General features: G+C 70.7%; 19 protein-coding genes, 2 tRNA genes and 1 other RNA gene. 10 read left to right on the top strand and 12 right to left on the bottom strand.

The features are described from left to right. Positions 1–15 precede the first annotated feature (15 nt). Complete coding sequence (locus tag DEFCA_RS20330) at positions 16–2,382, bottom strand: sensor histidine kinase (RefSeq protein ID WP_025322033.1); 2,367 nt, start codon at positions 2,380–2,382, stop codon at positions 16–18. Between the two features lie 117 nt (positions 2,383–2,499). Further along, entirely contained in the window at positions 2,500–2,892 is a 393-nt protein-coding gene (locus DEFCA_RS0105495; RefSeq protein ID WP_025322032.1) for a hypothetical protein, read from the bottom strand. 101 nt (positions 2,893–2,993) lie between these two features. Between DEFCA_RS0105495 and DEFCA_RS0105490 the strand changes: the two genes are divergently transcribed. From DEFCA_RS0105490 to DEFCA_RS0105460, 7 genes are all read left to right on the top strand, one after another. Continuing rightward, positions 2,994–3,509: a nucleoside deaminase gene (locus DEFCA_RS0105490; RefSeq protein ID WP_245693437.1), complete on the top strand. Its 516-nt coding sequence runs from the start codon at positions 2,994–2,996 to the stop codon at positions 3,507–3,509. A 58-nt stretch (positions 3,510–3,567) separates the two neighbouring features. Then, positions 3,568–3,657, top strand: a tRNA-Ser gene (locus DEFCA_RS0105485). A 59-nt stretch (positions 3,658–3,716) separates the two neighbouring features. Continuing rightward, positions 3,717–3,815: signal recognition particle sRNA small type (ffs, locus tag DEFCA_RS21390), an RNA gene on the top strand. 97 nt (positions 3,816–3,912) lie between these two features. Further along, the gene (dnaX, locus tag DEFCA_RS0105480) at positions 3,913–5,604 is read left to right on the top strand and encodes a DNA polymerase III subunit gamma/tau (RefSeq protein ID WP_025322030.1); all 1,692 of its coding nucleotides are present in this window, start codon (positions 3,913–3,915) and stop codon (positions 5,602–5,604) included. A 13-nt stretch (positions 5,605–5,617) separates the two neighbouring features. After that, entirely contained in the window at positions 5,618–5,938 is a 321-nt protein-coding gene (locus tag DEFCA_RS0105475) for a YbaB/EbfC family nucleoid-associated protein (protein WP_025322029.1), read from the top strand. Between the two features lie 10 nt (positions 5,939–5,948). Beyond that, the gene (gene cobO / locus DEFCA_RS0105470; protein ID WP_025322028.1) at positions 5,949–6,476 is read left to right on the top strand and encodes a cob(I)yrinic acid a,c-diamide adenosyltransferase; all 528 of its coding nucleotides are present in this window, start codon (positions 5,949–5,951) and stop codon (positions 6,474–6,476) included. 435 nt (positions 6,477–6,911) lie between these two features. After that, on the top strand, positions 6,912–8,636 hold the full coding sequence (locus DEFCA_RS0105460) for an adenosylcobalamin-dependent ribonucleoside-diphosphate reductase (protein WP_025322027.1): 1,725 nt from the start codon (positions 6,912–6,914) through the stop codon (positions 8,634–8,636). Positions 8,637–8,712: 76 nt separating this feature from the next. Here DEFCA_RS0105460 and DEFCA_RS0105455 read toward each other — a convergent pair whose 3' ends face one another. The 3 genes from DEFCA_RS0105455 to DEFCA_RS0105445 all read right to left on the bottom strand — a co-directional run bounded on the left by DEFCA_RS0105455 (position 8,713) and on the right by DEFCA_RS0105445 (position 14,885). Continuing rightward, complete coding sequence (locus DEFCA_RS0105455) at positions 8,713–9,678, bottom strand: Wzz/FepE/Etk N-terminal domain-containing protein (RefSeq protein WP_025322026.1); 966 nt, start codon at positions 9,676–9,678, stop codon at positions 8,713–8,715. A 13-nt stretch (positions 9,679–9,691) separates the two neighbouring features. Next, positions 9,692–13,252, bottom strand: a complete 3,561-nt coding sequence (locus DEFCA_RS19180) for an SLBB domain-containing protein (protein ID WP_169709464.1) — start codon at positions 13,250–13,252, stop codon at positions 9,692–9,694. Between the two features lie 67 nt (positions 13,253–13,319). Continuing rightward, positions 13,320–14,885, bottom strand: a complete 1,566-nt coding sequence (locus tag DEFCA_RS0105445; RefSeq protein WP_025322024.1) for a capsule assembly Wzi family protein — start codon at positions 14,883–14,885, stop codon at positions 13,320–13,322. A gap of 164 nt (positions 14,886–15,049) precedes the next feature. Between DEFCA_RS0105445 and tyrA the strand changes: the two genes are divergently transcribed. Next, on the top strand, positions 15,050–16,195 hold the full coding sequence (tyrA, locus tag DEFCA_RS0105440; RefSeq protein ID WP_025322023.1) for a bifunctional chorismate mutase/prephenate dehydrogenase: 1,146 nt from the start codon (positions 15,050–15,052) through the stop codon (positions 16,193–16,195). A gap of 21 nt (positions 16,196–16,216) precedes the next feature. Then, a complete protein-coding gene (locus tag DEFCA_RS0105435; RefSeq protein ID WP_025322022.1) occupies positions 16,217–16,858 on the top strand; it encodes a lactate utilization protein in 642 nt (213 codons plus the stop codon). Positions 16,859–17,205: 347 nt separating this feature from the next. Here the strand turns inward: DEFCA_RS0105435 and DEFCA_RS0105430 are convergent, their stop codons facing one another. The 7 genes from DEFCA_RS0105430 to trpS all read right to left on the bottom strand — a co-directional run bounded on the left by DEFCA_RS0105430 (position 17,206) and on the right by trpS (position 25,405). Beyond that, positions 17,206–17,898 carry an AAA family ATPase gene (locus tag DEFCA_RS0105430; protein ID WP_025322021.1) on the bottom strand — a complete coding sequence of 231 codons (693 nt, stop codon included), beginning with the start codon at positions 17,896–17,898 and terminating at the stop codon, positions 17,206–17,208. Between the two features lie 53 nt (positions 17,899–17,951). After that, complete coding sequence (gene fusA, locus DEFCA_RS0105425; protein WP_025322020.1) at positions 17,952–20,042, bottom strand: elongation factor G; 2,091 nt, start codon at positions 20,040–20,042, stop codon at positions 17,952–17,954. Positions 20,043–20,265: 223 nt separating this feature from the next. Next, positions 20,266–21,396, bottom strand: a complete 1,131-nt coding sequence (locus DEFCA_RS0105420; RefSeq protein ID WP_025322019.1) for a 3-hydroxyacyl-CoA dehydrogenase — start codon at positions 21,394–21,396, stop codon at positions 20,266–20,268. Positions 21,397–21,523: 127 nt separating this feature from the next. Continuing rightward, positions 21,524–22,321, bottom strand: a complete 798-nt coding sequence (locus DEFCA_RS0105415) for an ABC transporter ATP-binding protein (protein ID WP_025322018.1) — start codon at positions 22,319–22,321, stop codon at positions 21,524–21,526. Continuing rightward, on the bottom strand, positions 22,318–23,217 hold the full coding sequence (locus DEFCA_RS0105410) for an ABC transporter permease (RefSeq protein ID WP_025322017.1): 900 nt from the start codon (positions 23,215–23,217) through the stop codon (positions 22,318–22,320). The genes DEFCA_RS0105415 and DEFCA_RS0105410 overlap by 4 nt, the downstream gene beginning before the upstream one ends. 166 nt (positions 23,218–23,383) lie before the next feature. Continuing rightward, entirely contained in the window at positions 23,384–24,337 is a 954-nt protein-coding gene (locus tag DEFCA_RS0105405; protein WP_025322016.1) for an ABC transporter substrate-binding protein, read from the bottom strand. Positions 24,338–24,427: 90 nt separating this feature from the next. Next, positions 24,428–25,405, bottom strand: a complete 978-nt coding sequence (gene trpS, locus DEFCA_RS0105400) for a tryptophan--tRNA ligase (protein WP_025322015.1) — start codon at positions 25,403–25,405, stop codon at positions 24,428–24,430. A 327-nt stretch (positions 25,406–25,732) separates the two neighbouring features. On the opposite strand from trpS, the gene DEFCA_RS0105395 reads away from it, so the two are divergent. Next, positions 25,733–25,808: transfer RNA gene (locus DEFCA_RS0105395), tRNA-Ala, on the top strand. The last annotated feature ends 46 nt before the right edge of the window (positions 25,809–25,854 follow it).

Genomic DNA, 25,854 nt, shown 5'->3' with positions numbered 1-25,854 from the left:
AGAAGAGGTCGGCGATCATACGGATGCGCGGCCGTCGGCGTCAATCGGGGCGTCGGCCGCCGGCAACACGAACCGGAACGTGCTGCCCCGGCCCGGCTCGCTCTCCACCCAGATGGTGCCGCCCATGCGCTCCACCAACTCCCGGCAGATCGCCAGCCCCAGGCCGGCGCCGTCGGCCCCCGCGGCGGCCCCCCGCACGAACTTCTGGAAGATTCGCTCCCGGTCGTCCGGGGCGATGCCGGGCCCGGTGTCCCCGACCCCCACCTCGACCCGCCCGGCCCCGGCCGGCCGGATCTCCACCCACACCCGGCCCTGGGAGGTGAACTTGATGGCGTTGCCCACCAGGTTGAACAGGACCTGGGTGAGCCGGTCCGGGTCGGCCCAGGCCTGGGGCGTGTGGGGATGGGTACGGAACTCCAGGGCCACCGGCCGATCCCCCACCAGGGTCCGGGCCTGGTGGAGCACGGCCTCGGCCACGGTCTCCACCCGCACGGGGCACGGCGCGATCTCCAGCCGGCCGGCCTCGATCCGCGAGAGGTCCAGGATGTTCTCGATCAGGCGAAGCAGCCGGCGTCCGCTGTCCGCGATGCGCGCCAGGCTCTGGGCCTGGTCCGGGGTCAGGGGGCCGTCGAGCCCCTGGATCATGGCCTCGGAGTAGCCGATGATGCAGTTCAAGGGGGTGCGCAGCTCGTGGCTCATCTGCATGAGGAACTCGGTGCGGACCCGTTCGGTGGCCTGGAGGGTCTGGTACGAGGCCTCCAGCTCCTTGGTGCGGGCGTGGACCGTCTCCTCGGCCTTCTGGTACGCCTGCCGCAGGGCCTCCCGCGCCCGGTGGAGCTCCCCGTACACCCGGAACAGGGTCTCGGTCTTCTCGCGGTCGCGCTCCTGGGCCTCCTTGATCTCCGACACGTCCCGGATGACCGCCTCGATCTGCTCCCGGCCCTCTACAAGGGCCAGCCGGGCGCTCCACAGGGCGTCGATCCGGGTGCCGTCGGCCCGGCGGAGGGGCAGCTCGTAGTTGCGCAGCCGGTTGCTCTGGCGCAGGCGGGCCAACAGGGCGGGCCAGGCCCGGGGTTCCTCCAGGACCTCCGAGACGCTCAGGTCCTGCATCTGCCGGGGGGGGCGCCGGAGCATCTGGCACAGGGCCCGGTTGGCGTGGAGGACACGGCCCGTGGATTCGAACACCCCGATGCCGTCCGGTGTCATCTCCAGGAACTCCCCGAGCCGGCTCTCGGTCTCCCGCAGCCGGCCGGCACTGCGCCGCATCTCCTGGGCCAGGTGATCCACGGTGTCGGCGATGGCCGACACCTCGTCGGTCTCCTCGACCCGCTCCGGTGCGAACGCCGACAGCCGCTCCCTGAGCCGGACCCAGGGCCGGACGGCCCGCCGGCCCACCAGCACGGCCACCACCGCGATCACCAAGCCGGTCGCCAGGGTCAGCAGGCCCGCGTACCCGGCGTAACGGCGGGCCAGGTCCTCCAGGGCCCGGTCCGAGGCCGGGGGCGGCACCGAGGCGGGTGCGGCCAGCACGAACCCGGCGGGTTTGGCCTGGGCGGTGCCGGGGAAGGGGTTGAACGCGGCCAGGGCGAGCCCCTGACCGCCCGCCTGCACCCACTCCACGGCCCCCGCCCGCATGGACTCGGGGCCGGAGGCGGCCGGGCCGGTCAGCCGGGTCACCACCTCCGCGGGGGGCTCCAGCGAGCCCAACCAGCACGGATTCCCGGCGGCGTCGAACAGCACGAGACCGATTCGGCCCCGGGAGGCGCCGAGGGCGTGCTCCAGGTGCCGGAGGTCGAGCTCCGCCCACACCCGGCCGGGATCGGGGAGATCGAACCGCCACACCTCGGCGACCAGCCGCTCGACCCGGGGGAGCCGCCCCTCAGGGGCTCGGCCCGCCACGACCCGGATCCGGCCCCCTGCCGGCAGATCGTCGCCAGGGCCCGGCGGTTCGGGGGGCACGGGGGTGGGGAGCGCGAACGGGGCGGAGACGAAGCCGGCCCTCGGCGCCAAGGGGGCGTACCCGGCCCGGCGGTACAAGGGGGGCCAGACCACGGGGGCGTCCCGGCCGGAGGCGGTGCGGACCGGGGCCAGGTGGGTGCGGCAGAACTCCTCGTACGCCCGCGGCGAGGGGGGCAGGGCCGCGAGGCTGCGCACGTCCGCCAGCGCCCGCTGGAGCAGGGCCGAGGCCCGGTCGGTCGCTCGGAACGCGGCTGCCACCGCGGTTTCGCGCGCCTCGGCGCGGCGCAGCCCCTGCTGGGCGCTCCGCAGCTCGGCTCCCAGCCGGGTAAACCCCACCGCCCCCAGCCCGCCGAGCACGGCGAGCGGTAGAAGGGAGCACAGGAGCAGGGCGAGGATCAGTCGGCGTTCGGTTCGCAGCCGCACGTTGGAGTTCCGGGCCGGGGTTCGGACGTGGCGCCTACTGTACCGCCACCGGCCCCGGTTGGGAACCCCGGTTCCCGGTGCCGAGGACCTTGGGCCCCCGGCCGGGCGCGCCGGGCCTCAGGCGGCCCGGGGCTCCCGGTTCCGCGCCTCCTGGCAGCGCTCGATCAGGTACCGGAGCGCCTCGTAGGCTTCGCACACCCGCGGCCCGGCGGCGAACAGCCAGGGGAACCAGCGCTCCCGGCGGGTTCCGAACCGGGAGCGCAGGGCCCGGAACAGGGCCCGGCGCTCCCCCAGGTCGTCGGGGTGGGAGAGGTGCGCGACGAATGCGAAGTCGGCCTCGTCGTTCCGGATTCGTAACAGGGCCCGGCCGGGCTCCAGGCGGAACCCGAGCTGTTCGAGCCGCCGGTAGTACGCCCGGGTCCGTTCCAGCACCTCCGGGGAGAACACCCGGTCCAGAGGGGCGTCCGGAAGGAACGCTCGCAGGAGATCGTGGGCATCGTTGGAAGCCATGGCAACACCTCCTCGACCGGAAGTGGGGAACGGTTTCGGTTGTGCAGGAATGCACAACGCGTGCCGTTGTGGGGGCGGGGGCCCCATGGTACAGTGAGGCCATGGAAGCCGAAGGGTTCGTTGCAACGCCGCAGGGGGCGTGGTATCCTCCCGCTCCTTGCCTGGACGAGGCCATGGGGCTCGCCCTGGAGGAAGCCAGGGCCGCCGCGGGCAGGGGTGAGGTCCCCGTGGGAGCCGTGCTCCTGTGGGAGGGCCGGGTGTTGGCCCGGGGCCACAACCAGCGGGAGACCTACGGGGATCCCCTGGCGCACGCCGAGTGCGTGGTGCTCCGGGAGGCGGCCCGGAGGGTGGGCCGGTGGAGGCTCGACCGGGCCGTGCTGGTGGTGACCCTGGAGCCGTGCCCCATGTGCATGGGCGCGATGATCCAGGCGCGGGTGCCGGTGCTGGTGTACGGGGCCCCCGACCCCCGCGCCGGCGCGGCCGGCACCCTGTACGACCTGAGCGACGATCCCCGTCTGAACCACCGGATCCGGGTGGTTCGGGGGGTTCGGCAGGTCGAGGCCGCAGAGGTGTTGCAGGAGTTCTTCCGCGGCCGGCGGGGACACCCGGACGGCTGACGGACCCCGGAGGTCCGGGCCCTCTAGCGGAACCGAGCCCGATCAGCTGCCGACGAGCGGAGAGGTGGCCGAGTGGTCGAAGGCGGTTGACTCGAAATCAACTGTACCCTTTCGGGTACCGGGGGTTCGAATCCCTCCCTCTCCGCCATTTTTTCGATCCCGAACCGCCCGGCAGGCGAGGGCGGAGCCGGCGCGGGCAGCAAGGATGACTGGGCCCTGCGCAACAAGGCCCTGGTGAACTCCGTCAGGTCCGGAAGGAAGCAGCGGTAGCCGGGAGCCTTGTGTGCCGCAGGTCGCCGAGTCATCCTTGGTGTCCGCGCCGGTCGTGTTTTTGGGGGTCGCGAAGTCCGGCTGCGCCGGGCCGCGCGCCCCAATCCTTTCCCATCCCCACGGAACGTCTCGGATGGCCTACCAGGTTCTGGCGAGAAAGTGGCGGCCCCAGCGCTTTGCCGAGCTTCGGGGCCAGGCCCACATCGTGCGGGCCCTGACGAACGCCTTGCGCTCGGGGCGGATCGCCCACGCCTACCTGTTCACCGGCATCCGGGGGGTGGGCAAGACCTCCGCCGCCCGGATCCTCGCGAAGGCCCTCAACTGCCGGGAGGGCCCCACCCCCGACCCCTGCAACGCCTGCTCCTCGTGCCGAGAGATCACCCAGGGCCGCAGCCCCGACGTGCTGGAGATCGACGGCGCCTCCAACACCGGGGTCGACGACGTGCGCCGGCTGCGGGAGGCGGTGCGCTATCCCCCCCAGGTGGGGCCCTACCGGGTGTACATCATCGACGAGGTCCACATGCTCTCCACCGCGGCCTTCAACGCCCTGTTGAAGACGCTGGAGGAGCCGCCCCCCCACGTGGTGTTCGTGTTCGCCACCACCGACCCCCACAAGGTGCCGGCCACCATCCTGAGCCGGTGCCAGCAGTTCGACTTCCGCCGTCTGGACCGCCGGGAGCTGGTGGCCCTGCTGGGGGACGTGGTCCGGGCCGAGGGGATCGAGGCGGACGAGGCCGCCCTGGCCGCCATCGCCCGCGAGGCCGAGGGCAGCGTGCGCGACGCCCAGAGCCTGCTCGATCAGGTCATCGCCTACGCAGGGGATCGCGTGACCCAAGAGGCCGTGCGGGACGTGCTCGGCGTGGTGGACCGGGATCTCCTGCTCGGCTTGGCCGGGCACCTGCTGTCGCGGGACGCCCGGGCGGTGCTCGAGGCCCTGGACCACGCCCGCCGGTTCGGAGTGGACGTGGGCCGCTTGGTCCAGGACCTGCTGGAGCTGTTCCGCGACCTGTCGGTGCTCCGGGTGGTCCCGGACCCGGCCGGGCTGGTGGACCTGCCCGCCGACGAGCTCGCAGAGGCCGAGGGCCTGGTCCAGGGGGTGGAGTGGGCGGACGTGCACGCCCGGTTCGACATGCTGGCGCGGGGGCTGGAGCTCGTTCGGAGGGCACCGGAGCCGTGGGCCGTGTTGGAGATGACCCTGGTCAAGATGGCCCTGCTGCCGCCCCTGATCTCGCTGGCCGAGATCGGGCAGGGGGGCGGTTCCCCGGGGGGAGGGGGGCCACGGCCCCCTGGCGAGGCCCGGCCCAGGCCGCCCGAACGCGTGCCCGCCGCCGGGGCCGGCTCGCGAAGGCCCGAGCCCCCGAAGGCGACACCCGCGGCCCCGCCGCCGACGGCGGAGCCCCGCGAACCGGAGCCCCCGCCCGCCCCCGAGGCGCCGGTGGCCCCTGCAGACCCGGGGCAGGGGTGGGATCGGTTCCTCGAGAGCCTTCGGGAGCGCAACCGGGTGGTGTGGAACGTGCTCCGGGAGCACGCGAGGTTCTCCAGCTGGGATCCGGAGGGGAAGCGGCTCGTGGTGGAGACGGACCGGGAGCAGCTCTTCTTCTTCCGGGCCAAGGCCCAAGTCCTCCGGGAGGCCGCCGGCCGGGTGTGGGGGACCGGGGCCGGGGTGGAGTTCGTGGTCTCGTCCGGCTCGGACGCGCAGCGCCCCCGGTCCGCCTCGGACCGGGCCCGGAACCTCCGGAAGGAGGCCCTGGAGCATCCCCTCGTGCGCGGGGCCCTGGAAATCTTCGACGGAACCGTGGAAGATGTGAAGGTGTTGAAGCCGTAACAAGGAGAGACCGATGGCAAAAGGGCTCGGGAATCTGATGCGCCAGGCCCAGGAGATGCAACGGCGCATGGCGAAGGTGCAGGAGGAGGTGGCGCAGCGCACCGTGGAGGCCGCGGCCGGGGGCGGCATGGTGCGGTGCGTGGTCAACGGCAAGCAGGAGGTCGTCTCCCTGACCATCGAGCCGGAGGTGGTGGACCCGGACGACGTGGAGATGCTCCAGGACCTGGTCCTGGCCGCGGTGAACGAGGCGATCAAACGGTCCCAGGAGATGGTGGCCGAGGAGATGGGGAAGGTGGCCGGCGGGCTGGGGCTCAACCTTCCCGGGCTGTTCTAGGGGGGCCGCCATGGCGCGCAAGGGACTGGTGATCGTGCACACGGGCCCCGGCAAGGGGAAGACCACCGCCGCCCTGGGCCTGGCCCTTCGGGCGGTGGGGCAGGGGATGCGGGTCGCCATGGTCCAGTTCATCAAGGGCAGCTGGAAGTACGGCGAGCTCAAGGCGCCCGAGTTCTTACCGGGGTTCGAGATCCAGCCCATGGGGCGGGGGTTCGTGAACCTGGGGGCCCCGACCCCGGACCCCGAGGACGTGGCCCTGGCCCGGCAGACCCTGGAGGCGGCCCGGGAGAAGGTGTTGTCCGGTCGGTACGACCTGGTCATCCTCGACGAGATCAACTACGCCGTGGACTACGGGCTGGTGCCCGTGGAGGAGGTGCTCCGACTGATCCGGGACAAGCCGGAGCCGGTGCACCTCGTGCTCACGGGCCGAAACGCGCGGCCCGAGGTGGTGGAGGCGGCGGACCTGGTGACCGAGATGCGGGAGGTGAAGCACCCCTTCCGGGCCGGGATCAAGGCCCAGAAGGGGATCGAGTTCTAGTGCCTGCCTCGTAAACCCGCGCCCCGGGCCCTGGGCACCGGCGGTGGCGGGCATGGGGCCTGCTTCCGGCCGGGCCAGAGACTAGAAACTAGAGACTAGAAACTAGAGAAATTCCGGCTAGCTTGGCCCGTTAGACGGGCGGGCGTTCCAGCAGACCCCATGCCCCCCGACTCCGATGTCGAGACGAGCTTTCGACCGACGACCGTGGACCGAAGTTACAGGAAGGAGACGAGACCATGCCGATCAGCGAGCGAAAGCGGGAGATCAAGCGGCGGCGGCATCGCCGGATGAAGCGGCTGAAGGCTCGGATCAAGGAGCTGAAGGCCCAGGCCGCCAAGGCCAAGAAAAAGAAATAGAGGCACTCGAGCGCGAACGGGCGTCCGCCGATGAGGGGGACGCCCGTCGTGTCTGTGCGGGCTGCTGGGAGCCTTTCCGATGGCGTACCCCCCCCTGACGCCCCAGGCCGTGTCCCTGCTGGAGCTGCGCTACCTCCGGCGCCGGCCCGACGGGACCCTGGCCGAGGACCCGGAGGGGCTGTTTTGGCGGGTGGCCCAGGCGGTGGCCCGGGTGGAGCGGCGGTGGGGGGAGGATCCGGCCCCGTGGGCGGAGCGGTTCCACGACCTGATGCGGGGGCTCCGGTTCCTGCCCAACTCCCCCGCCCTCATGAACGCCGGAACCTCCCTGGGCCAGCTCGCCGCCTGCTTCGTCCTGCCCCTGGAGGACTCCATCGGGGCCATCTACCGGGCCCTGGCTCACATGGCCCGGATCCACAAGAGCGGAGGGGGCACGGGGTTCTCGTTCTCCCGGATCCGGCCCGCGGGCGACCGGGTCGGGTCCACCGGAGGGGTGGCCTCGGGGCCCCTGTCGTTCCTGGAGCTGTTCGACACCTCCACCCGGGTGATCCGCCAAGGGGGGCGGAGGCGGGGCGCGAACATGGCGGTCCTCTCCGCCACGCACCCCGACATCCTGGCGTTTTGCAGGGCCAAGGCCGGGGGCGGGCTTCGGAACTTCAACCTGAGCGTGGGGTTTCCCGACGCACTGGCCCGGGCCGTGGACCGGGGCGACCCCTGGCCCCTGGTGAACCCAAGGGACGGGTCGGTGTGGCGCCGCATCCCGGCCCGGGAGGTGTTCGAGGCCCTGGTGGACGGCGCCTGGCGGGTGGGGGACCCCGGCGCGGTGTTCCTCGACGCCGTGAACCGGGCGAACCCGGTGCCCCGCCTGGGCCCCCTGGAGGCCACGAACCCCTGCGGGGAGCAGCCCCTGCTGCCGTACGAGTCCTGCACCCTGGGCTCCCTAAACCTGATGGCGTTCGTCCGGGGCGGGGGGCTCGACTGGGAGGGGCTGGCCGCGGCCGCGGCCCTGGCGGTGCGGTTCCTGGACGACTGCGTGGAGGTGTCGCGGCCGCCGGTGGCCCGGATCGGCCGGGCGAACCGCCGTACCCGCAAGATCGGGCTGGGGGTGATGGGGTTCGCGGACCTGCTGGTCCGGTTGGGCATCCCGTACGCCTCGCCCGAGGCCCGGGCCCTGGGTCGGGAGATCATGGCCGCGGTGGAGCAGGCCGGCGTGGCCGCATCGCGGCGGTTGGGGGAGGAGCGGGGCAGCTTCGAGGCGTTTCCGGGAAGCCGGTGGGAGCACCAGGGGTTCCGCGCCATGCGCAACGCCACGGTCACCACGGTGGCGCCCACGGGCTCGATCTCGATCCTGGCCGGGGTGTCGGGATCCATCGAGCCGTTGTTCAGCCTGGCCTACGCCCGGCGCCTCCACGACCGCACGGTTTCGTTCGGGGTGCACCCCCTACTCGAGCCGGCCTTGCGGGAGCGGGGCATCGATCCAGGACCGGTGCTGGAGCGGGTCCGGGCCGAGGGCTCACTGGCCCGGGTTCCGGGGGTGCCCGCGGACCTGAAGGCCCGGTTCGCCACGGCGCTCGACCTGGAGCCCGAGGCCCACTTGGGAGTGCAGGCGGCGTTCCAGGCCCACACCCACAACGCGGTGTCCAAGACGGTGAACCTGCCCCCCCACGCCGGCCCCGAGGTGGCGGCCCGGCTGATCCGCGAGGCCCACGGCCTGGGGCTGAAGGGCATTACCCTGTACCGCCACGGGTCCAGGCCGGACCAGCCGATCCTGCTGGGCGACCGGTGTAACCGATGCGAGGGGGAGTAGGCGCCCACCCCCGGCGCTCCACCCGCCCCGCCTCCGGAGAAACGCGCCCATTTCGTCGTTGGGTTGATCCTGCGGGCTACCCCGCCGCCTCCTTCTCCCGGGCCCGGGCCTTGGCGTTGTCGATCCACTCGGCGAAGAACGCCAGGAACACCCCGAAGAACAGCGACACCGTGAGCCCCAGGGCCCCGATCAGGGCCCGCTTGGGCTTGACCTTCTCGTCCGACACGGCCGGGGGGTCGATGGCCTCGTAGGCGAACTGCTCCACGTTCTGGGCCATCATGGCCTTCTCCACCTGCTCCGAGAGCAGCGCCTGCAGCTTGGCCACGATCACGGGGTCGGTGGCCTTCTTGAGCTGCTCCTCGGCGAACCGGCGGTTCGCCTCGATGCGCTTGAGCTCGTCCTCCTGGACCACCACGGCGAGCTCGTCCAGGAAGTAGCGGAGCATCCGCTCGGCCATCTCCGGGTCCTCCCACTCGAAGCTGACCCGCAGCACCCCGGCCTTGGCGTCGTTCTTTACTTGATAAATGTCCTCTAGGAGCTCTTCTGCGTCCCACACGTTGGGCACGTCCTCGGGGTCGTCCACGAGCCACTTGTTGGCCGTCGGGTCCCAGTCGTCGTGGAACAGCACCGGGAGGAGGTCGTGCTTTTCGACCACCCGTGCGATCAGCCGGTGGCTCTTGAGGATCGCCTCCAGGCGGTTGGCGTCGGTGGTGCCCAGCGAGATGCCGAGGCTCCCGGCGATCTCGGCCCCGAACCCGCCGAAGGCGGCCAGGGCCGAGGACACGCCGCTCTGGGTCTTCTCCTGGGGCGGGGCGATCACGGCCTCGGCCCGGTACATGGGGGTGGCCAGGAGGGCGTAGGCCACGGCCAGGCCGGTGCCCAGCACCGTGACCAGCGCGATCCGGCGCCACCGCCGGCGCAGCACGGCCACCAGGTCCAGCAGGTCGATCTCGTCCTCCTCCGGCGGCACCCAGTAGGGGAAGTAGGCCGGGGGCACGGGCGTGCCGGTCGGCGGGGGCTCGGGGCGACGGGGCTCGTTCATGGGTGGGCCCCCGCTAGAACAGGGCCACGGCCACCCCGGCCGTGACCGCGATCTGGTAGAGAATCTGGGTCGTGTCCTTGAGTTCCTTCATGAAGCTCACCCTCTGCACCTTCTCGGGGACCAGGATGGTGTCGCCGGGATAGAGCTCGAGGCTCTGGATGTCCCGGGACCACCAGCTCCCCTCGCTCAGGCTCCGGCTGCTCACCACGGTGCCGTCGGCCCGCACCACGTAGATCTCGTCCTCGTCCGCGTCCGGGGTGGGGCCGCCGACCTTCTGGAGGTAGTAGTCCACCGTCCGGTCGCTGGGCTCCCACAGGAGGCTGGTGGGGTTGTATACCGCGCCCACCACGTTCACGGTCTGGGGCCGCTTGGGAATGGTCAGGGTGTCACCGTCCTCCAGGGCCACGTCCCAGTCCGAGCCCTCCATCTCGTCCAGGGGAAGGAGCCGCACCACCACCCGGCCCGTGGCCCGGGCGGCCTGGAGCTTCTTCAGGAGCAGCTCCTGGGATGCCAGGTACTGCTTCTGGGCGGCCACGTCCTCCGGGCTGAGGGCCGCCTGGAACTCGGCCGACGACACCCGAAGGATCGTCTGCTGCAGCCGGTCGCGCAGCTCATCGAGCCGGCGCTGCTGCTGCTGGCGCGCGCTGTTCCGGGTGAACACCGCGCCGCGCAGGTAGGCCTCGGGGGTGTAGCCCCCGGCCCGGCGTAGCACGCTCGAGAGGCGTTCGCCTTTGGAGATGTAATACGTGCCGGGAAACCGCACCTCGCCCGCGATCTTCACCTTCCAAGTCTCGCGCCACTCGGGGATCCGTTTCACGAATACCTTGTCGTACGGGGCGAGCTGGAGGTTGTGCTCGGGGTCCCCGGCCATGGCCCGCTCCAGGGAGAACCGGATGGTACGGGTCTCGGCCTCGTCCGACCCCTCGGGAACCTCGGTGCGCACGATCTCGGCCTCGCCCAGGTAGGCCTCGTCCCTGAGCCCTCCGGCCGCGAGCACCAGGTCCCTCACCCGGAGGTTCGTGGCGTAGGGGTATCGGCCGGGCCGGGTGACCATGCCCGAGATCTCCACGGGCTGCAGCGGACGGAAGTCGTAGGCCGAGTGGACCACCACGTGGTCCAGGTCCTGGAGTTCCAGGTTGTGGGCCGGGTCGCCGTCCAGGGCGCGGCCCAGGTCGAACGTACGCACCGTCACCTCCTTGGTCCGGGGGTCGGTGCGGTAGAGATGGGCCACCGGCAGGTACGCGCTCTTGGTGAGACCGCCGGCCTTGAAGATCAGGTCCTTGACGGTCATGCCGCGCGTCAGGGGAATGGGGACCGACCCGGGGGCGGCGCTGTTTTTCGGCACGCGTCCCCGGAACCGGTCCCACGCGCTCGCGCCCCGGAGGTTCTCCGGATCCTGGGCGGCCTGGACCTCGCCCTCCACGAACACCACGGGCTCGGCCCCCTGATCCCACACCGAGTGGACCACCAGCTCGTCCTCGTCCCGCAGCTCCAGGTTGTGGGCCGGGTCGCCCTTGAGGGCGGCGGCCAGGTCCACGTACAGGGTCTGGCGCTGGCGGTCCGGCAGGTACCGCAGCAGCTCTGCTCGGCCCACCAGGGCGTCGGGGGCCAGCCCCCCGGCCATCCGGACCAGGTCGGCCACCCGGGCGCCCCGCTCGATCCGGTAGAGCCCGGGGTTTCGCACCTTTCCGCTGGCCGTGGCCCGCAGCGGCGGCCGGAAGGCGTCCTGGTTGAACACGAACACCTCGTCCCCGGCCTGGAGAACGGGGTCCTCGTCCGTGCCGGGCTGGTCCAGGGCCTTGCCCGGCCGGAACGCCACGACCTCCTTGACCCGGTCGGGCCCGGTGTCCCTGAGGATCACGGCGTAGTCGAGGTCGACCCGGGGCTTCAGACGGTCGGTGGATCCCAGCAGGGCCGAGACCCGCATCCCCGGGGTCCATGCGTAGGTGCCGGGCCGGTACACGTGGCCGAACAGCCGGACCCGGTTCTCGGGCTCCGGGGGCACCGGAAACGCCGTGACCCGGTCGCCGTCGCGCAGCTCGAAGTCCTTGTCCAGGCGGGCGAGGTTCACGTCCAGCACGGTCTTTCGGGCGTTACCCTCGGTGCGTTCCACCTGCACCCGGCCCCCGTAGGCGTCGGGCCTCAAGCCCCCCGCATACTCCAGCGCGGCCCGGAGCCCCTCCCCGGGCAGCAGCTCGAAGATCCCGGGCCGTTTCACCAGCCCGGTCACCTCCACCAGCACCCGCGCCCGGGGCACCACCACCACGTCGCCGTTCTCCAGCGGGCGGTCGCCCGGCGTGGTGCCGTCCCGGAGGAACTTGTAGAAGTCGAGGGTGGCCAGCAGCTTCCCCCCCCGGCGGAGCCGCACGGTGCGCAGCGACCCCAGGTCGGTGGGGCCGCCGGCGGCCATGACCGCGTGCACGGCCTGGGACAGGGGCGACAGCGTCACGGATCCGGGGGACTGGACCTCACCCACCACGAACACCTGGATCGACCGGGGGGAGGCCAGGGTCACGGCCGCGCTCACGCCCGTGATGGACTCGGCCCGGCCCCGCAGCACCTGCCGGGCCTCCCGGTAGGTCAGGCCGGCCAGCGATACCGGGCCCACCTTCGGGAACTGGACCCGTCCCTCCGGGTCGACCACCAGGTCGTACTCGGCCTCGATCCGCCCCCACAGGGTCACCTGGAACCGGTCCCCCGGGCCCACCCGGTAGTCGTCCGGCGGGGCCAGGGCGCTGGGCGGGGCGAACGCCTCCGGGGGGGCCTCGAACACCTTCTTTCCGTAGAGCTCCAACGGGGGCTCTACAGGCTGTCGGGCGGCGGCCTCCTTCCTCAGCTTCTCAAACACGTCCTGCACGGGCTCGTGCCCCTGGGCTCGGAGCTCTTTGCGCACAGCCGCGTCGTCCTGCTGGGTGAGCCCGAGCTGTCGCCGGCGTTCCTTTAGTATGGCCTCTTCGGTGCTCGTGACCACGCCGTCGGCTTGAAAAGCCTCTAAGAGGGAACGGTAAACATCCAGGCGGTGCAACCGGTCCAGGGCGTAGTCCAAAAGCCGCCGGGCCTCATCTTGCGACTGACCCGCGTCCATCCACTTGCGCACGAGCCACGCCCGGTCCGTCTCCGACAGGCTTCCTCCACGCCGCAGGGCCTTCACGTCCTCCGTGGCCCGTTTCAGGAGCTTGGCTCTGCCGGCCGCAATTCGACGCCACAAAGGACGCGCTTGCGCCAAAGGAACCCCAAACTCTTGGGCCCGAGCCGTGAGCTTGGTCTCCCGCTCCGGGGTGAGCCGTCCGTCCCAGAGGATCCGGCGGGCCTCGGCTTTGAACGCGTCGATACCCACCGGCTTCTCGGGAGCCGCACCCTTGGGAGGGACGGCCTCCTCCTTGGGCGCGGGAACCGGCGCGGCCCCCTTGTCGAGCTGCTGGAGCAGCCGGTTCACGTCCACCCCCGGCGGAAGTCCCCGCAGGCCCTTGCCCAGTTGGGCCGGAGAGGGGAGGGGCGGCGCGGCGGGGGCGGCCGCGGGGAGCCCCCATGCGACCGCCAGGATCATGGCCAGAACGATTCGTCGGACGCGCATTCTCATCGGTTGCCTTTTTCGTGGACGTTGGGTGGGGCGCGAAGCCGTCTGGACACGAAGGCCGGGCTCAGTCGGACCGGGCCGTGAGCAGGAGCCCGACCACCACCTCGGTGCGGTCCTCCCGCGCGGGGTCGTCGAGGGCGTTGGCCACCTTGGCCCACAACCCCTGGGCCTTGAGCTCCACGGGGACCCCCCACAGGGTGATGCGCCGGGCCTCCACGTCCAGTCCCCACTCGGCCCGCCGCTCCTCGGTGGCCGTGCTGCGGGCCCGCTCCTCCAGGTCGAGGCTCACGGTGGCCCGCCAGGCCGGGCCGAGGTAGCGGGACACCTCCAGGTACCAGTTCCGGGCGTCCCCCCCCATGTGGTGGCCCAGGGGCCGACCCCGGTAGGTGTACCCCTGGGGGTACTGGCCGTTGCGGTACCAAGGGACGTCGGTCTCGGCGAACTCGAACCGGAAGTCCGTCACGGCGGTGGTGAGGTACAGCCCCCCGAGGTTGGCGACACGGTTGAGCTGGAACGGCTCCCAGTTGCCCGTGTCCTCCCCCTGCCACTTCGAGATGATGTCGGTGGCGGCGTACTCCCAGTAGACCTTGCCCCCCTTGAGCGGGCCCCAGCCGTTCAGGAACGGGAGCCGCACCGTGAAGTCCAGGGCCACGTACTGGTCGTTGTCGTAGCGGTGGCTCCCGCCGGGCTTCACGTTCTCGTCGGTGGCCGTGAACAGCTCCCACCAGTCGGCCGGCCGGTCGTACACCTCCCGGCCCTTGCCCCCGTACAGGATGGCCCGGCTCACCCCCAGGTCGAGCCAGGAGCTGGGGTGGTACGAGGCCCGCATGACCAGAAGGCGGGGGTCGTGGACGGGGTCCTCGCCGTTGCCGTAGCGGCCGTCGGCCGGGCGTGGGTCGTCGTCCGAGAGATAGGCGTTGAACACGAGGAACCGAAAGCCGCCCAGGCTCGCCCACCGGCCGGGCAGGAACAGGGGCTCCTCCGTGCGGATCCGCCAGTAGTCGTAGGTGGGGGCGTTGTCGTCCAGCAGCAGGCCGCCGTGGTACCCCGGCCCGAGCCGCTCGGCGTCCCGGCCCACCTTGAGGGACCACTTGCCCCACACCCCCTTGAGGTAGAGCCGCTTGACCCGGAAGGCGAAGTCCCCGGGCTCCCGGGCGAACTGGAGCTCGTACACGCCGGCCACCCGGTCCCCCCAGAACGCGGCCCCCGAGGCGTTCACGAACGTGGTCCACCCGGAGTCCAGAGTGTCGGCGGCGGTGTGGTACAGGGGGCGGTCGGTGGTGTCGTCGTTGGCCCAGTAGGCGCGCACGGACAGGTCGGGCCGCAGGCTGCTCCAGTGGAGCCGCCCGTCGGAGCGCAGCCGGGCCCACCGGGCCAGGCGTTCCCCGAGGGGGTCCATCAAGCCGCGGCCCGCCAGGGCCCGGTGGGCCTCCAGGTACAGGGCGTCGTCCAGGGGGCCGGCCGCAGGGTCGGCCGGCCGGGCCACCCCGGACGAGGCGGCCAGGTCCTCCACGGCGAGGGCCCCCCGCTCCCAGACGGGGATGTCCACGAGCGCCCGGCTCGTCCCGGGCCACAGGGTCGCCAGGAGTGCCGCCACGATCCAGGCTGCCGTGCGATCCGTGCGTGCCATGAGCGGTCCTCGAGAGGGGAGGGTGGAAGTGCGGCCTTATAGCATAGGACGCTCCCTCCGGGGAACCCGGTTGGAGCTCCGGGTCTGGCGTGGTATGAAGGGGGCTCCCCTCGAACCGAGCCCGGCCCCACACCGGGCCGACCGAGCAGCCGGAGCGACGAACCGTGGCCCCGAACGACCGTGACGCAACCGAAGAGTCCCTGGACCGCCTCCGGGCCGAGATCGACCGGATCGACCGGGCCCTAGTGCAGCTCTTGGCCGAACGCCGAGAGGTGGTGGGGCGGGTGGCCGAGCACAAGCGACGGAAGGGGCTTCCCGTGTACCACCCCGCCCGCGAGGAGGACCTGATCTCCCGGCGTCGGGACCAGGCCCGGGCGGCCGGGCTGGACCCCGACCTGGTGGAGGACGTGTTCCGGAGCATCGTGCGGGCCTCCCGGGTGGTCCAGGCCAAGGGGCTCCGGGCCCCGGGGGTGCGGCGGGGGGCGCGGGTGCTGGTGGTGGGGGGCAGGGGGGCCATGGGGACCCGGGTCGTGGAGTGGTTCTCGGCCGCCGGCTACCCCACCGAGGTGCTCGAGCGGGACGAGTGGGACCGGGCGGCCCAGAAGGCCCGCGGTGCGGACCTGGCCGTGCTGGCCGTGCCCATCCGAGCCACGGCCGAGGTGGCGGCCCGCCTGGCGCCCCACCTGCCCGAGGGGTGCGTGCTGTCGGATCTGGCCAGCCTGAAGGCCGAGCCGGTCCGGGCCATGCTCGAGGCGCACCCCGGCCCGGTGCTGGGGCTGCACCCCATGTTCGGCCCCACCACCCAGAGCCTGGACAAGCAGGTGGTGGTGGCCACCCCGGCCCGGTTCCCGGAGCGGTCGGAATGGGTCCTGGAGCAGCTGAGCGCCTGGGGCGCGGTGGTGGTCCGGGCCACCCCGGAGGAGCACGACGAGATCATGGGGGTGGTGCAGGCCCTGCGGCACTTCGCCACCTTCGTGTTCGGCCGGTTCCTGTCCCGGGCCGGGGTGGACCTGGATCGCACCCTGGAGGTGTCGAGCCCGATCTACCGGCTGGAGCTGGGCATGGTGGGCCGGCTGTTCGCCCAGGACCCCGAGCTGTACGCGGACATCATGCTGGCCACCCCCCAGCGGCGCCGGCTGCTCAAGCGGTTCCTGGACGAGGCCGCGGACACGGCCCGGTTCCTGGACGAGGGGGGCCGCGGGGAGCTGATCCGGGAGTTCCGCCGGGTGGCCGAGTGGTTCGGGCCCTTCGGGGGCCAGGCCATCCGGGAGAGCTCCTATCTCATCGAGAAGTTGGTGGAGCGGTTCTGACGGCCCAGAAAGGAGGCAGCCATGAACGAGCACGCGCGGTGGCAGACGGAGCGGCGGCTGGAGGCCGCGGCCGGGGCGCTGGAGGAGAACGGGTTCGCCGTGTGGGTGTGCCGGGACCGGCGCGAGGCGGCGGAACGGATCGTGGCCGAGGCCGACGGCGCCCGCACGGTGGGGTTCGGGGGGTCGGTGTCCCTGGTGGAGCTGGGGCTGCCCGACCGAATGGCCTCGCTGGGCAAGGAGTGCCTGATCCACGGCGCACCGGGCCTGTCCCTGGACGAGCGGGTCGAGATCATGCGCCGCCAGCTCACCTGTGACCTGTTCCTGTGCGGGGCGAACGCCGTGACCCTGGACGGCCGGATCGTGAACGTGGACGCCACCGGCAACCGGGTGGGCGCCCTGGCGTTCGGGCCCCGGAAGGTCCGGGTGGTGGCCGGAGCCAACAAGGTGGTGGGGTCGGTGGACGAGGCCTTGGCCCGGGTGCGGGCCTGGGCGGCCCCGCCCAACGCCCGCAGGCTCGGGTTCCGGACCCCCTGCGCCGAGACCGGGCGGTGCGTGGACTGCCGCAGCCCGGACCGGATCTGCCGCATCGTCCAGGTGCTGGAGCGGCGGCCCCGGCTCACCGACCTGGGCGTGATCCTGGTGGCCGAACCCCTGGGGCTGTGATACCGGGTTGCATCCCAACCGAGAGCCCTCGGGGGGCGGGGCGAGGGGCCTGCCTCCGGCCGGGCGCGAAGCCGGGCATCGGGATTCGCCGCGCAGGCACGGGGCAGAAGTTCAGCTTCCAGACAACTTAGTGGAATCCAAGCCATTTCGAGGTTCGAGCATCAGAGGCGCTGCGCGGCGAGCTAAGGGGCCGCGCCCGGCGCTCCGGCAGGCCCCTCGCCCCGCCGGTTCGGGGGGCTGATAGTTTGCAGCTCGGTATGAACGAAAAAAAACGGGCCCCAGGGAGGCAGAGGACTCCACCGGGGCCCGCTCTTCGGGGGGAAGGGACGGAGGAAGATTGTTTCGAGCTAGCTCGATGCTTTGAGCAGGAACGTGCGCGGGTCCAGCACCAGGGGCGGTGCGCCCTCGGCCGCGCCCGGGGCCTGGAGCACGTGGAGCTCGACCCCACCCTCGCCGGGCTGCAGGCCCAGGGCCAGCTGCACCTTGGGCAGCAGGGGGTCCACGGCCTGGCGCAGGTCGCCCTTGTCCCGGTGGGTGCGCACGGCCGCCCAGACCTTCAGCCCACGGGTGCGGGCGAACTCGGCCAGCTCGTCTAGCACCCCGCCCAGGTTGTCGGACTCGGCGTCGAGGCCGTCCACCACCACGGTGCGCGGCGCGAAGATGTCCTGCTCCACCAGGTCGGTCAGCCGCTCTTCGAGCTTCTGGACCGTGAAGCTCTGGACCCGGAAGGTCATGATCATGCGGTTGCGCTCGGCCTCGGCCCATACCTCCCGGGCCCGCTCCAGGTCGTAGCCCTCGGCCAGGTCCCGGAACAGCTCCTCGTACCAGGCCTTCACGTGGCTCACGGTGTCGCCGACGCTCACGTGGAGCACCGGGGTGTCCCGAAACAGGTTGTCCAGGGCCACCTGGATCAGGAAGGCGGTCTTTCCGGTGCCGGCCCGGGCCGCCACCAGGCCCAGGCCCCCGGGCACCAGGCCGCCGTCCCGGGTCTGATCGAGGACCCGCAGCGGATTGCGGGCCACCAGTTCGCTTTTCAACATGCGGGAACTCCTGTCGCTCAGTCGGATGAGAGAGCCCATCGGACGGCCTTCCGTTACGCCGCCGACTCCTTCTTGAGCTCCTCCTGATACTTCTTCTTGAGTTCCTCGGCCACGCCCTGGGGCACCGGCCGGTACCGGGAGAACTCCATCGTGAACTCGGCCTTGCCCTGGGTCGAGGACCGCAGCACGGTCGAGTACCCGAACATCTCGGCCAGCGGCACCTCGGCCTCGATCACGCTGTAGAGCCCGTCCTCCGAGGTGCCCACGATCATGCCGCGGCGCTGGTTCAGGGTGGCCAGCACCGCGCCCTGGAACTCGGAGGGGGTCTCCACCACCACCTTCATCACGGGCTCCAGGATGATCGGCTTGGCCTTGGGGTAGGCCTGGCGGAAGGCGCCGATGGCGGCCTGCTGGAACGCCATGTCGGAGGAGTCCACCGAGTGGGCCGCGCCGTCGTTGATCACGATCCGCACGCCGGTGATGGGGGCGCCGATCAGGTTACCCTTCTTCAGGCAGGCCTGGAACCCCTTGTCGCACGAGGGGATGTACTCCCGGGGGATCACCCCGCCCACGATCTGGTCCACGAACTCGTACTCGCCCTCCTCCAGGGGCTCCATGTACCCGGCCACCCGGCCGTACTGACCGGAGCCGCCGGTCTGCTTCTTGTGGAGGTAGTCGAACTCGGCCCGCTGGGAGATGGCCTCCCGGTACGCCACCTGGGGCTGGCCCGTTGTGACCTCGGCCTTGTACTCCCGGCGCATCCGCTCCACGTACACGTCCAGGTGCAGCTCGCCCATGCCCTGGATGATGGTCTCGCCGCTCTCGGGGTCCACGAACGCCCGGAACGTGGGGTCCTCCTTGCTGAACCGGTTCAGGGCCTTGGACATGTTCACCTGGCTCTTGGAGTCCTTGGGGTACACGGCCAGGCTGATCACCGGCTCGGGCACGTGCATCGAGGTCATGGTCAGCCGCAGCCCCTCGGCGCAGAAGGTGTCGCCCGAGGCGCAGTCGATCCCGAACATGGCCACGATGTCGCCCGAGTTGGAGGCCTCGATCTCCTCCATCTGGTTGGCGTGCATCCGGCACAGCCGGCCCACCTTGAACTTCTTGCCCGTGCGCGCGTTGACCAGGGTGTCGCCCTTGCGGATCACGCCCTGGTACACCCGCACGTAGGTGAGCTGGCCGTAACGGCCGTCCTCCAGCTTGAACGCCAGGCCCACGGTGGGCTTTTCCGGATCGGACTCCAGGGGCACCTCGGCCTCGTCGTTCTCCATGTCCAGGGCCGCGTTGCGGATGTCGTAGGGGCTGGGCAGGTAGCGGACCACCGCGTCCAACAACGGCTGCACGCCCTTGTTCTTGTAGGCCGAGCCCATGAACACCGGGGTCATCTCCCGAGAGAGCACGCCCTTTCGGATGGCCGCGTGGATCATCTCCTCCGTGGCCCGGTCCTCGAGCACGGCCTCCATCAGCTCGTCGTCGAACATGCTGGCCGCGTCCAGCAGTTCCTCCCGCCGGGCCAGGGCCTCCTCCATCAGCTCCTCGGGGATCTCCTCGTAGCGAATCCGCTCGCCGTTGTCGCCGTCGAAGTACACGGCCTTCATCCGCACCAGGTCCACCACGCCCTCGTGGTCGGCCTCGAGCCCGATGGGGATCTGCATCAGCACGGCGTTGTGCTGGAGCTTCTCCCGCAGCTGCTCCAGCACCCGGTAGGGGTTGGCGCCGGTGCGGTCGCATTTGTTCACGAACGCCACCCGGGGCACCTTGTACCGGTTCATCTGGCGGTCCACGGTGATGGACTGGCTCTGCACCCCGCCCACCGCGCACAGCACCAGGATCGCGCCGTCGAGCACCCGCAGGGCCCGCTCCACCTCGATGGTGAAGTCCACGTGGCCCGGGGTGTCGATGATGTTGATGAAGTGGTCGGCCCACTCGCAGAAGGTGGCGGCGGACTGGATGGTGATGCCGCGCTCCTTCTCGAGCTCCATGAAGTCCATGGTGGCGCCGGCGCCGTCCTTGCCGCGCACCTCGTGGATCGCGTGGATCCGGTTGGTGTAGTACAGGATGCGCTCGGTCAGGGTGGTCTTGCCCGAGTCGATGTGGGCCGAGATGCCGATGTTGCGGATCTTGGAGATGTCCTTGATCATGTCCTCTGCTCCTAGAATGGTTCCAAAGATTTCCCTTTTCGCCCGGCCCGGCGCCGCTTTTCGGTTCCCCCCGAAGAACGGCCCGGCCCGGCGCGAAAAGAGTCGGGCTTTATACGGGCCCGGCCGGTGGGTGTCAAGGAAAAAAGTGGGGGCGCCCCAAAAGAAAAGACGGGCTGCCGGCACCCGGCAGCCCGTCGAAGCGGCCCAGGGGACGTTGCCCGGGTCAGCCCAGGTCCCAGGGGGCGGGCACCCCGTCCTTGAACCGGGCCGGCACCCGGAAGTACCCCTCCTCGTCGGCCAGCCGCACCAGCCGGGCGGCCTCGTCCATGCCCAGCTCGTTCATCAGGGCGAACGGGCCCTTGGGCCAGGCCAGGGCGGTCTTCACCCCCAGCTCCAGGTCGCCCAGGCTCACCACCTCCCGGTCCACCAGGTGGGTGGCGATCGAGAAGATGGCACCGAGGAGCCGGTCGCGTACCCGGGCCCGCACCTCGGGGTCGGTGCTCACCGGGCCGTCCTCCAGGTTCCAGGGCTGGCCCGACTCGAACTGGCGCTTGAGGGCCTCGGGCACCGGGGGGTACCCGATGTCGGTGTCGCCCAGGTACTCCACCATGGACACGGCCGCGTGGTAGGCCGTGCCCAGACCCGAGCCGTTCTGCACCCACATGATCCCGAACCGGACCCCCAGGGCCTCCTTGGAGATGTCGTCCAGGGTGGCCACGTTGTAGGTCTGGCCGTCGTAGAACGAATCGAGCACGTTGTAGCTGGCGATGAAGATCGGGTTGATCGCGAACCCGGGGAAGTCCTTGACCGTGATCGCCACCTTGCGGTTCTGGCGGGCGAACTCCATGAGGGCCTGATAGGTCTCGTCCGAGGTGTGCTTCGAGCGGATCACCTCCACCAGCTTGTTCACGTTGGCCGGGAAGAAGTAGTGGAGGCCAGCGGTGCGCTCGGGCCGGTCCACCCGTTCCATGAGCTTCTCGATCAGGAAGGTGGAGGTGTTGCTCACCAGGATCGCGTCGGGCCGGCAGTGCTTCGACAGGTCCTCGAACACCTGGATCTTCAGGTCCATCTTCTCGACCGCGGCCTCGATCACCAGGTCGCACTCGGCCAGGCCCTCGTAGGAGCTGGTGCCGGTGATCCGGGAGGTGATCTGGTCCATCTGCTCCTGGGTCATCTTACCCTTTTCCACGCGCTTGCGCAGGGCTCCCACCACGAACCGGTCGTACATCTTCTGGACCAGCTCGTCGTTGAGCTCCTTGTACACCACGTCGTAGCCCGAGGACGCGGCGTTCAGCCCGATGGCCGAGCCCATCACCCCGAAACCGACAATGCCGACCTTCTTGATCTCTGCCATGGTGCTCCTCCTCTCGCTTCGAAAACGCGGTTCGCCCGCCTCATGTGAACCGGGGCGCACAGCATACCAAACGGACGGTAGGGAAGAAAGGGGAGGGAATGAGCAACCGTATGCGAACGGGGTTTGGTCAGGCCAGGAGCATCCGGTCCGACAGCCCCTCGTCGTCGGTGCGGACCTCGTGGAACTTGTCGAGCAGGTCCTTCACGGTCAGGCCCCGGCGCTCCTCCCCCGACACGTCCAGGATGATCCGGCCCCGGTGCATCATGATGGTCCGGTTGCCGTGGCGCAGGGCCTGCTCCATGTTGTGGGTGACCATCAGAGTGGTGAGCCGGTCGCGCTCCACGAGCCGGTCGGTGAGGTCCATCACCAGGTGGGCGGTCTTGGGGTCCAGGGCGGCGGTGTGCTCGTCCAGGAGCAGGATCTTGGGCCGGCGGATGGTGGCCATCAGCAGGGTGATGGACTGACGCTGCCCCCCCGACAGCAGCCCCACCGGGTCCCTGAGGCGGTTCTCCAGGCCCAGGCCGAGGCTGGCGAGCAGGGCCCGGAACTCCTCCCGGTCGCCGCCCCTCACGCCCGGGGCCAGGCCCCGGCGCAGCCCGCGGCGGGCCGCGATCGCCAGGTTCTCCTCGATGGTCATGGAGGCGGCCGTGCCCTTCAGTGGGTCCTGGAACACCCGGCCGATGTGCCGGGCCCGCACGTGCTCGGGCAGGCGGGTCACGTCGCGGCCGTCGATCCGGATCGCACCCGCGTCCACCGGGAAGGCGCCGGCCACGGCGTTCAAGAGGGTGGACTTGCCCGCGCCGTTCGACCCGATCACGGTGACGAAGTCCCCGTCGGCCACGTGCAGGTCCACCCCCGACAGGGCCACGTTCTCGTTCACGCTGCCCCGGTGGAAGATCTTGACGAGCCCTTCGATCTGGATCACGCCACCGCCCTCCGCCGCAACAGCTTGGACCGCAGCCCCGGCACCCCCAGGGCCACGACCACGAGCACGGCCGTGATCAGGTTCAGGTCGCTGGGGGTGAGCGCCAGGTCGCCGAACCGCACCGATAGGGCCGTGGCGATGGCCAGCCGGTACACCACCGACCCGAGCACCACCCCCAGAAGCGCCCGGCCCACCGACCCGTCTCCCACCAGCGCCTCCCCCAGGATCACCGAGGCCAACCCGGCCACGATGGTGCCCACCCCCATGCCCACGTCGGCCGAGCCCTGGCTCTGGGCCACCAGGGCCCCCGACAGGGCCACCAGGCCGTTCGAAAGGGCCAGCCCCAGCATCACCGTGAACGTGGTGTTCACGCCCTGGGCGGTGATCATGGCCGGGTTGTCGCCGGTGGCCCGCAGGGCCAGGCCCAGCTCGGTGTGGAGGAACCACCACAGCAGCACGCCGCACACCAGCACCACCGCCGCGAACACCAGGGGGTAGAGGATGTGGTTGGGCAGCCCCCGACCCTCCAGGGGGGCGAACACCGTGGGCTCGGTGAGCAGGGTGATGTTGGGCCGGCCCATCACCCGCAGGTTCACCGAGTACAGGGCGATCATCGTGAGGATCGAGGCCAGCAGGTGCAGGATCTTGAGCTTGGTGGCCAGAAACGCGGTGACCCATCCGGCCACCATGCCCGCGACCACCCCCAGCGCGATCGAGACGTACGGGTCGCCGCCGGTGGTGATCCAGGTGGCTGACACGGCAGCCCCCAGGGGCAGCGACCCGTCCACCGTCAGGTCGGGGAAGTCGAGCACCCGGAACGTCAGGTACACGCCCAGCGCCATCAGGGCGTAGGCGAACCCCTGCTCCAGGGCTCCCATGAAGGTGTAGAAGCTCAATGCGGTCTCCTATTGGCTGGGCGGCTGGCCAGACTGCGGGTTGCAGCCGAGCTCTTGGAGGGGCATGGGGCCTGGTTCCGGCCGCGCCCAGCTCTCCACCAGGCCCCACGCCCCTCCGCCGAAACCATGCGGCCGGAGGCTTCCCAGCCTTCTAGCCTTCCAGCCTCTACTCATACACCTTGGCGGCGCGCTTCACGAACTCCGCCGGCAGCGTGGCGCCCATGGCCGCGGCCGCCTTCTTGTTCACGTGCAGCTCGAAGTTCTTGAGGGTTTCCACCGGCATCTCGGCCGGGTTCGCGCCCTTCAGAATCCGGTCGATCATGTCACCGGTCTGGCGGCCCAGCTGGTAGTAGTCGATGGCGATGGCGGCCACGGCACCCCGCTTCACCGAGTCGGTGTCGCCGGTGACCAGGGGCATCTTGGCCTCCTGGCACACCCGCACCACGGCCTCCAGGGCCGACACCACGGTGTTGTCGGTGGGCACGTACACCGCGTCGGCCCGGCCCACCAGGCTCTTGGCCGCGGCCATCACCCCGGCCGAGTTGGCCACCGTGGCCTCCACGATCTCGTACCCCAGCTCGGCCCCGGCCTTCTTGGCCAGGTTCACCAGGGTCACCGAGTTGGGCTCGCCCGCGTTGTAGATGATGCCGATCCGCTTGGCCCCGGGAGCCACGGTGCGAAACAGCTTGAGCTGCTCGCCCACCGGCGAGAGGTCGGTGGTGCCCGTGACGTTTCGGCCGGGCCGCTCCAGCGACTCCACCAGCTTCGCACCCACCGGGTCGGTGATGGCCGAGATCACGATGGGGATGTCTCGGGTGGCCTTGGCCGCTGCCACGGCCGTGGGGGTGGCGATGGCCAGGATCAGGTCCACGCCCTCGCCCACGAACTTCTTGGCGATCAGGGTGGCGGTGGCCGGGTTGCCCTGGGCGATCTGCACGTCGTACACGATGTCCTTGCCCTCCACGTACCCCAGCTCGGTCAGCCGGTCGATCGCGCCCTGGCGGTTGGCGTCCAGGGCGGGGTGCTCCACGATCTGGGTGATGCCGATCCGGATCGGCTTGGCAAAGGCGCTGGGGGCCACCAGGGCGCAAACCAGCAGGGCGGTCAGCACTCGTCGCATGGGGTTTCCTCCTGTTCGGTGAAGGTCGAGACGGTCGGAGCCCGGTTATACCCCGTTCGTTTGTTGATGTCAAAAATAGTTTGAATGTGCTTAGGCCGTCCAGTACGCGAGCCCCGTGCGTTGCCGCACCTCCTCCATGGTGGCCCCGGCCACCTCCCGGGCCTTGCGCGCGCCCTCCCGCAGGATGTCGTTCAGCTCATCGGGCCGCTTCCTCAGCTCCTCGAACCGGGCCCGGTGGGGGGCGAAGTACTCCCAGATCACGTCGATCAGCTCCTTCTTCACGTCGGAGTACTTGAGCCCGCCCGCGAGGTAGCGGTCCCGCAGGGCCTCCACCCCGGGCTTGTTCAGGAACAGCCGGTAGATGGCGAACAGGTTGCACGTGTCCGGGTCCTTCGGGGCCTCGATCGGCGTGGCGTCGGTCACGATCGACATGACCCGCTTCTTCAGGGTGGCTCGGTCCGTGAAGATGTCGATCGTGTTGCCGTAGGACTTGGACATCTTGCGGCCGTCGGTGCCGGGGATCACCGCCACCTCGTCGTCGATCTCGGCGTCCGGGATCACGAAGGTCTCCCCGAAGGCGTGGTTGAACTTCTGGGCGATGTCCCGGGTGACCTCCAGGTGCTGCTTCTGGTCCCGGCCCACCGGCACCACGTCGGACTGGTAGAGCAGGATGTCCGCCGCCATCAGCACGGGGTAGGCGAACAAACCGTGGTTGGGCTGGAGCCCCTTGGCCACCTTGTCCTTGTAGGAGTGGCACCGCTCCAGCAGCCCCATGGGGGTCAGGGTGGAGAGCACCCAGGTCAGCTCCTGCACCTCCACCACGTCCGACTGCACCCAGAAGGTGGCCTTGGCCGGGTCGAGCCCCAGGGCCAGGAACGCGGCCGCCGCGTCCCGGGTGCCCTGGGCCAGCGCGGCGCCGTCCACCACCGAGGTCATGGCGTGGTAGTTGGCGATGAAGCAGAACAGGTCCGCCTCGTTCTGGTACTGGATCATCTTGCGCATCATGCCGAAGTAGTTTCCGATGTGCAGCGCACCGGAGGGTTGGATCCCCGACAGCACCCGTTTCATCGCCGTGTCTCCTCCTCGTGTGTGGGAATGGTCGGGTTGGGAACAACGAAAAAGGGCCGCGCGCTCCGTTCGGGAGCCCGCGGCCCGTTCGGCCCGGCCGCGGGCGAGGTCCCGCGGCCCGGAAGACGACGCATCACGCCGGTCGGCCCCGCGGGTCCCGGGTCCGCCAGCGCCACCACCAGAAGGGCAGAAGGGGGGTCGTCGCGTCCATGATCGGAGGAAATAGCAGCTTTGCCGCGGCAGTGTCAACCGACCGTCGGAGGGGCGTTCCCGGACGGTTCCCTATTGATCCGGTCGCCGCGGTGTGCTATACACTCGGCCCTTCGTGGGGATGTAGCTCAGCTGGGAGAGCGCTGCGTTCGCAACGCAGAGGTCGGCGGTTCGATCCCGCTCATCTCCACCACCCCAACCGAAAAGCCCCGGCGCCCGGCGCCGGGGCTTTTTCGTGA

Source organism: Deferrisoma camini S3R1, assembly GCF_000526155.1.
Lineage (GTDB): Bacteria > Desulfobacterota > Deferrisomatia > Deferrisomatales > Deferrisomataceae > Deferrisoma > Deferrisoma camini.
Note: the sequence above shows the minus strand (reverse complement) of the source record. Positions and strands in the feature narration are given on the sequence as shown.

Excerpts from the sequence above, each read along its gene's own strand:
- DEFCA_RS0105495 (WP_025322032.1), bottom strand. The coding sequence starts at position 2,892 with ATGGCTTCCAACGATGCCCACGATCTCCTGCGAGCGTTCCTTCCGGAC.
- DEFCA_RS0105445 (WP_025322024.1), bottom strand. The coding sequence starts at position 14,885 with ATGGCACGCACGGATCGCACGGCAGCCTGGATCGTGGCGGCACTCCTG.
- DEFCA_RS19180 (WP_169709464.1), bottom strand. The coding sequence starts at position 13,252 with ATGCGCGTCCGACGAATCGTTCTGGCCATGATCCTGGCGGTCGCATGG.
- DEFCA_RS0105455 (WP_025322026.1), bottom strand. The coding sequence starts at position 9,678 with ATGAACGAGCCCCGTCGCCCCGAGCCCCCGCCGACCGGCACGCCCGTG.
- dnaX (WP_025322030.1), top strand. The coding sequence starts at position 3,913 with ATGGCCTACCAGGTTCTGGCGAGAAAGTGGCGGCCCCAGCGCTTTGCC.
- DEFCA_RS0105490 (WP_245693437.1), top strand. The coding sequence starts at position 2,994 with ATGGAAGCCGAAGGGTTCGTTGCAACGCCGCAGGGGGCGTGGTATCCT.
- DEFCA_RS0105405 (WP_025322016.1), bottom strand. The coding sequence starts at position 24,337 with ATGCGACGAGTGCTGACCGCCCTGCTGGTTTGCGCCCTGGTGGCCCCC.
- DEFCA_RS0105420 (WP_025322019.1), bottom strand. The coding sequence starts at position 21,396 with ATGGCAGAGATCAAGAAGGTCGGCATTGTCGGTTTCGGGGTGATGGGC.
- fusA (WP_025322020.1), bottom strand. The coding sequence starts at position 20,042 with ATGATCAAGGACATCTCCAAGATCCGCAACATCGGCATCTCGGCCCAC.
- cobO (WP_025322028.1), top strand. The coding sequence starts at position 5,949 with ATGGCGCGCAAGGGACTGGTGATCGTGCACACGGGCCCCGGCAAGGGG.
- DEFCA_RS0105430 (WP_025322021.1), bottom strand. The coding sequence starts at position 17,898 with ATGTTGAAAAGCGAACTGGTGGCCCGCAATCCGCTGCGGGTCCTCGAT.
- DEFCA_RS0105435 (WP_025322022.1), top strand. The coding sequence starts at position 16,217 with ATGAACGAGCACGCGCGGTGGCAGACGGAGCGGCGGCTGGAGGCCGCG.
- trpS (WP_025322015.1), bottom strand. The coding sequence starts at position 25,405 with ATGAAACGGGTGCTGTCGGGGATCCAACCCTCCGGTGCGCTGCACATC.
- DEFCA_RS0105475 (WP_025322029.1), top strand. The coding sequence starts at position 5,618 with ATGGCAAAAGGGCTCGGGAATCTGATGCGCCAGGCCCAGGAGATGCAA.
- DEFCA_RS0105460 (WP_025322027.1), top strand. The coding sequence starts at position 6,912 with ATGGCGTACCCCCCCCTGACGCCCCAGGCCGTGTCCCTGCTGGAGCTG.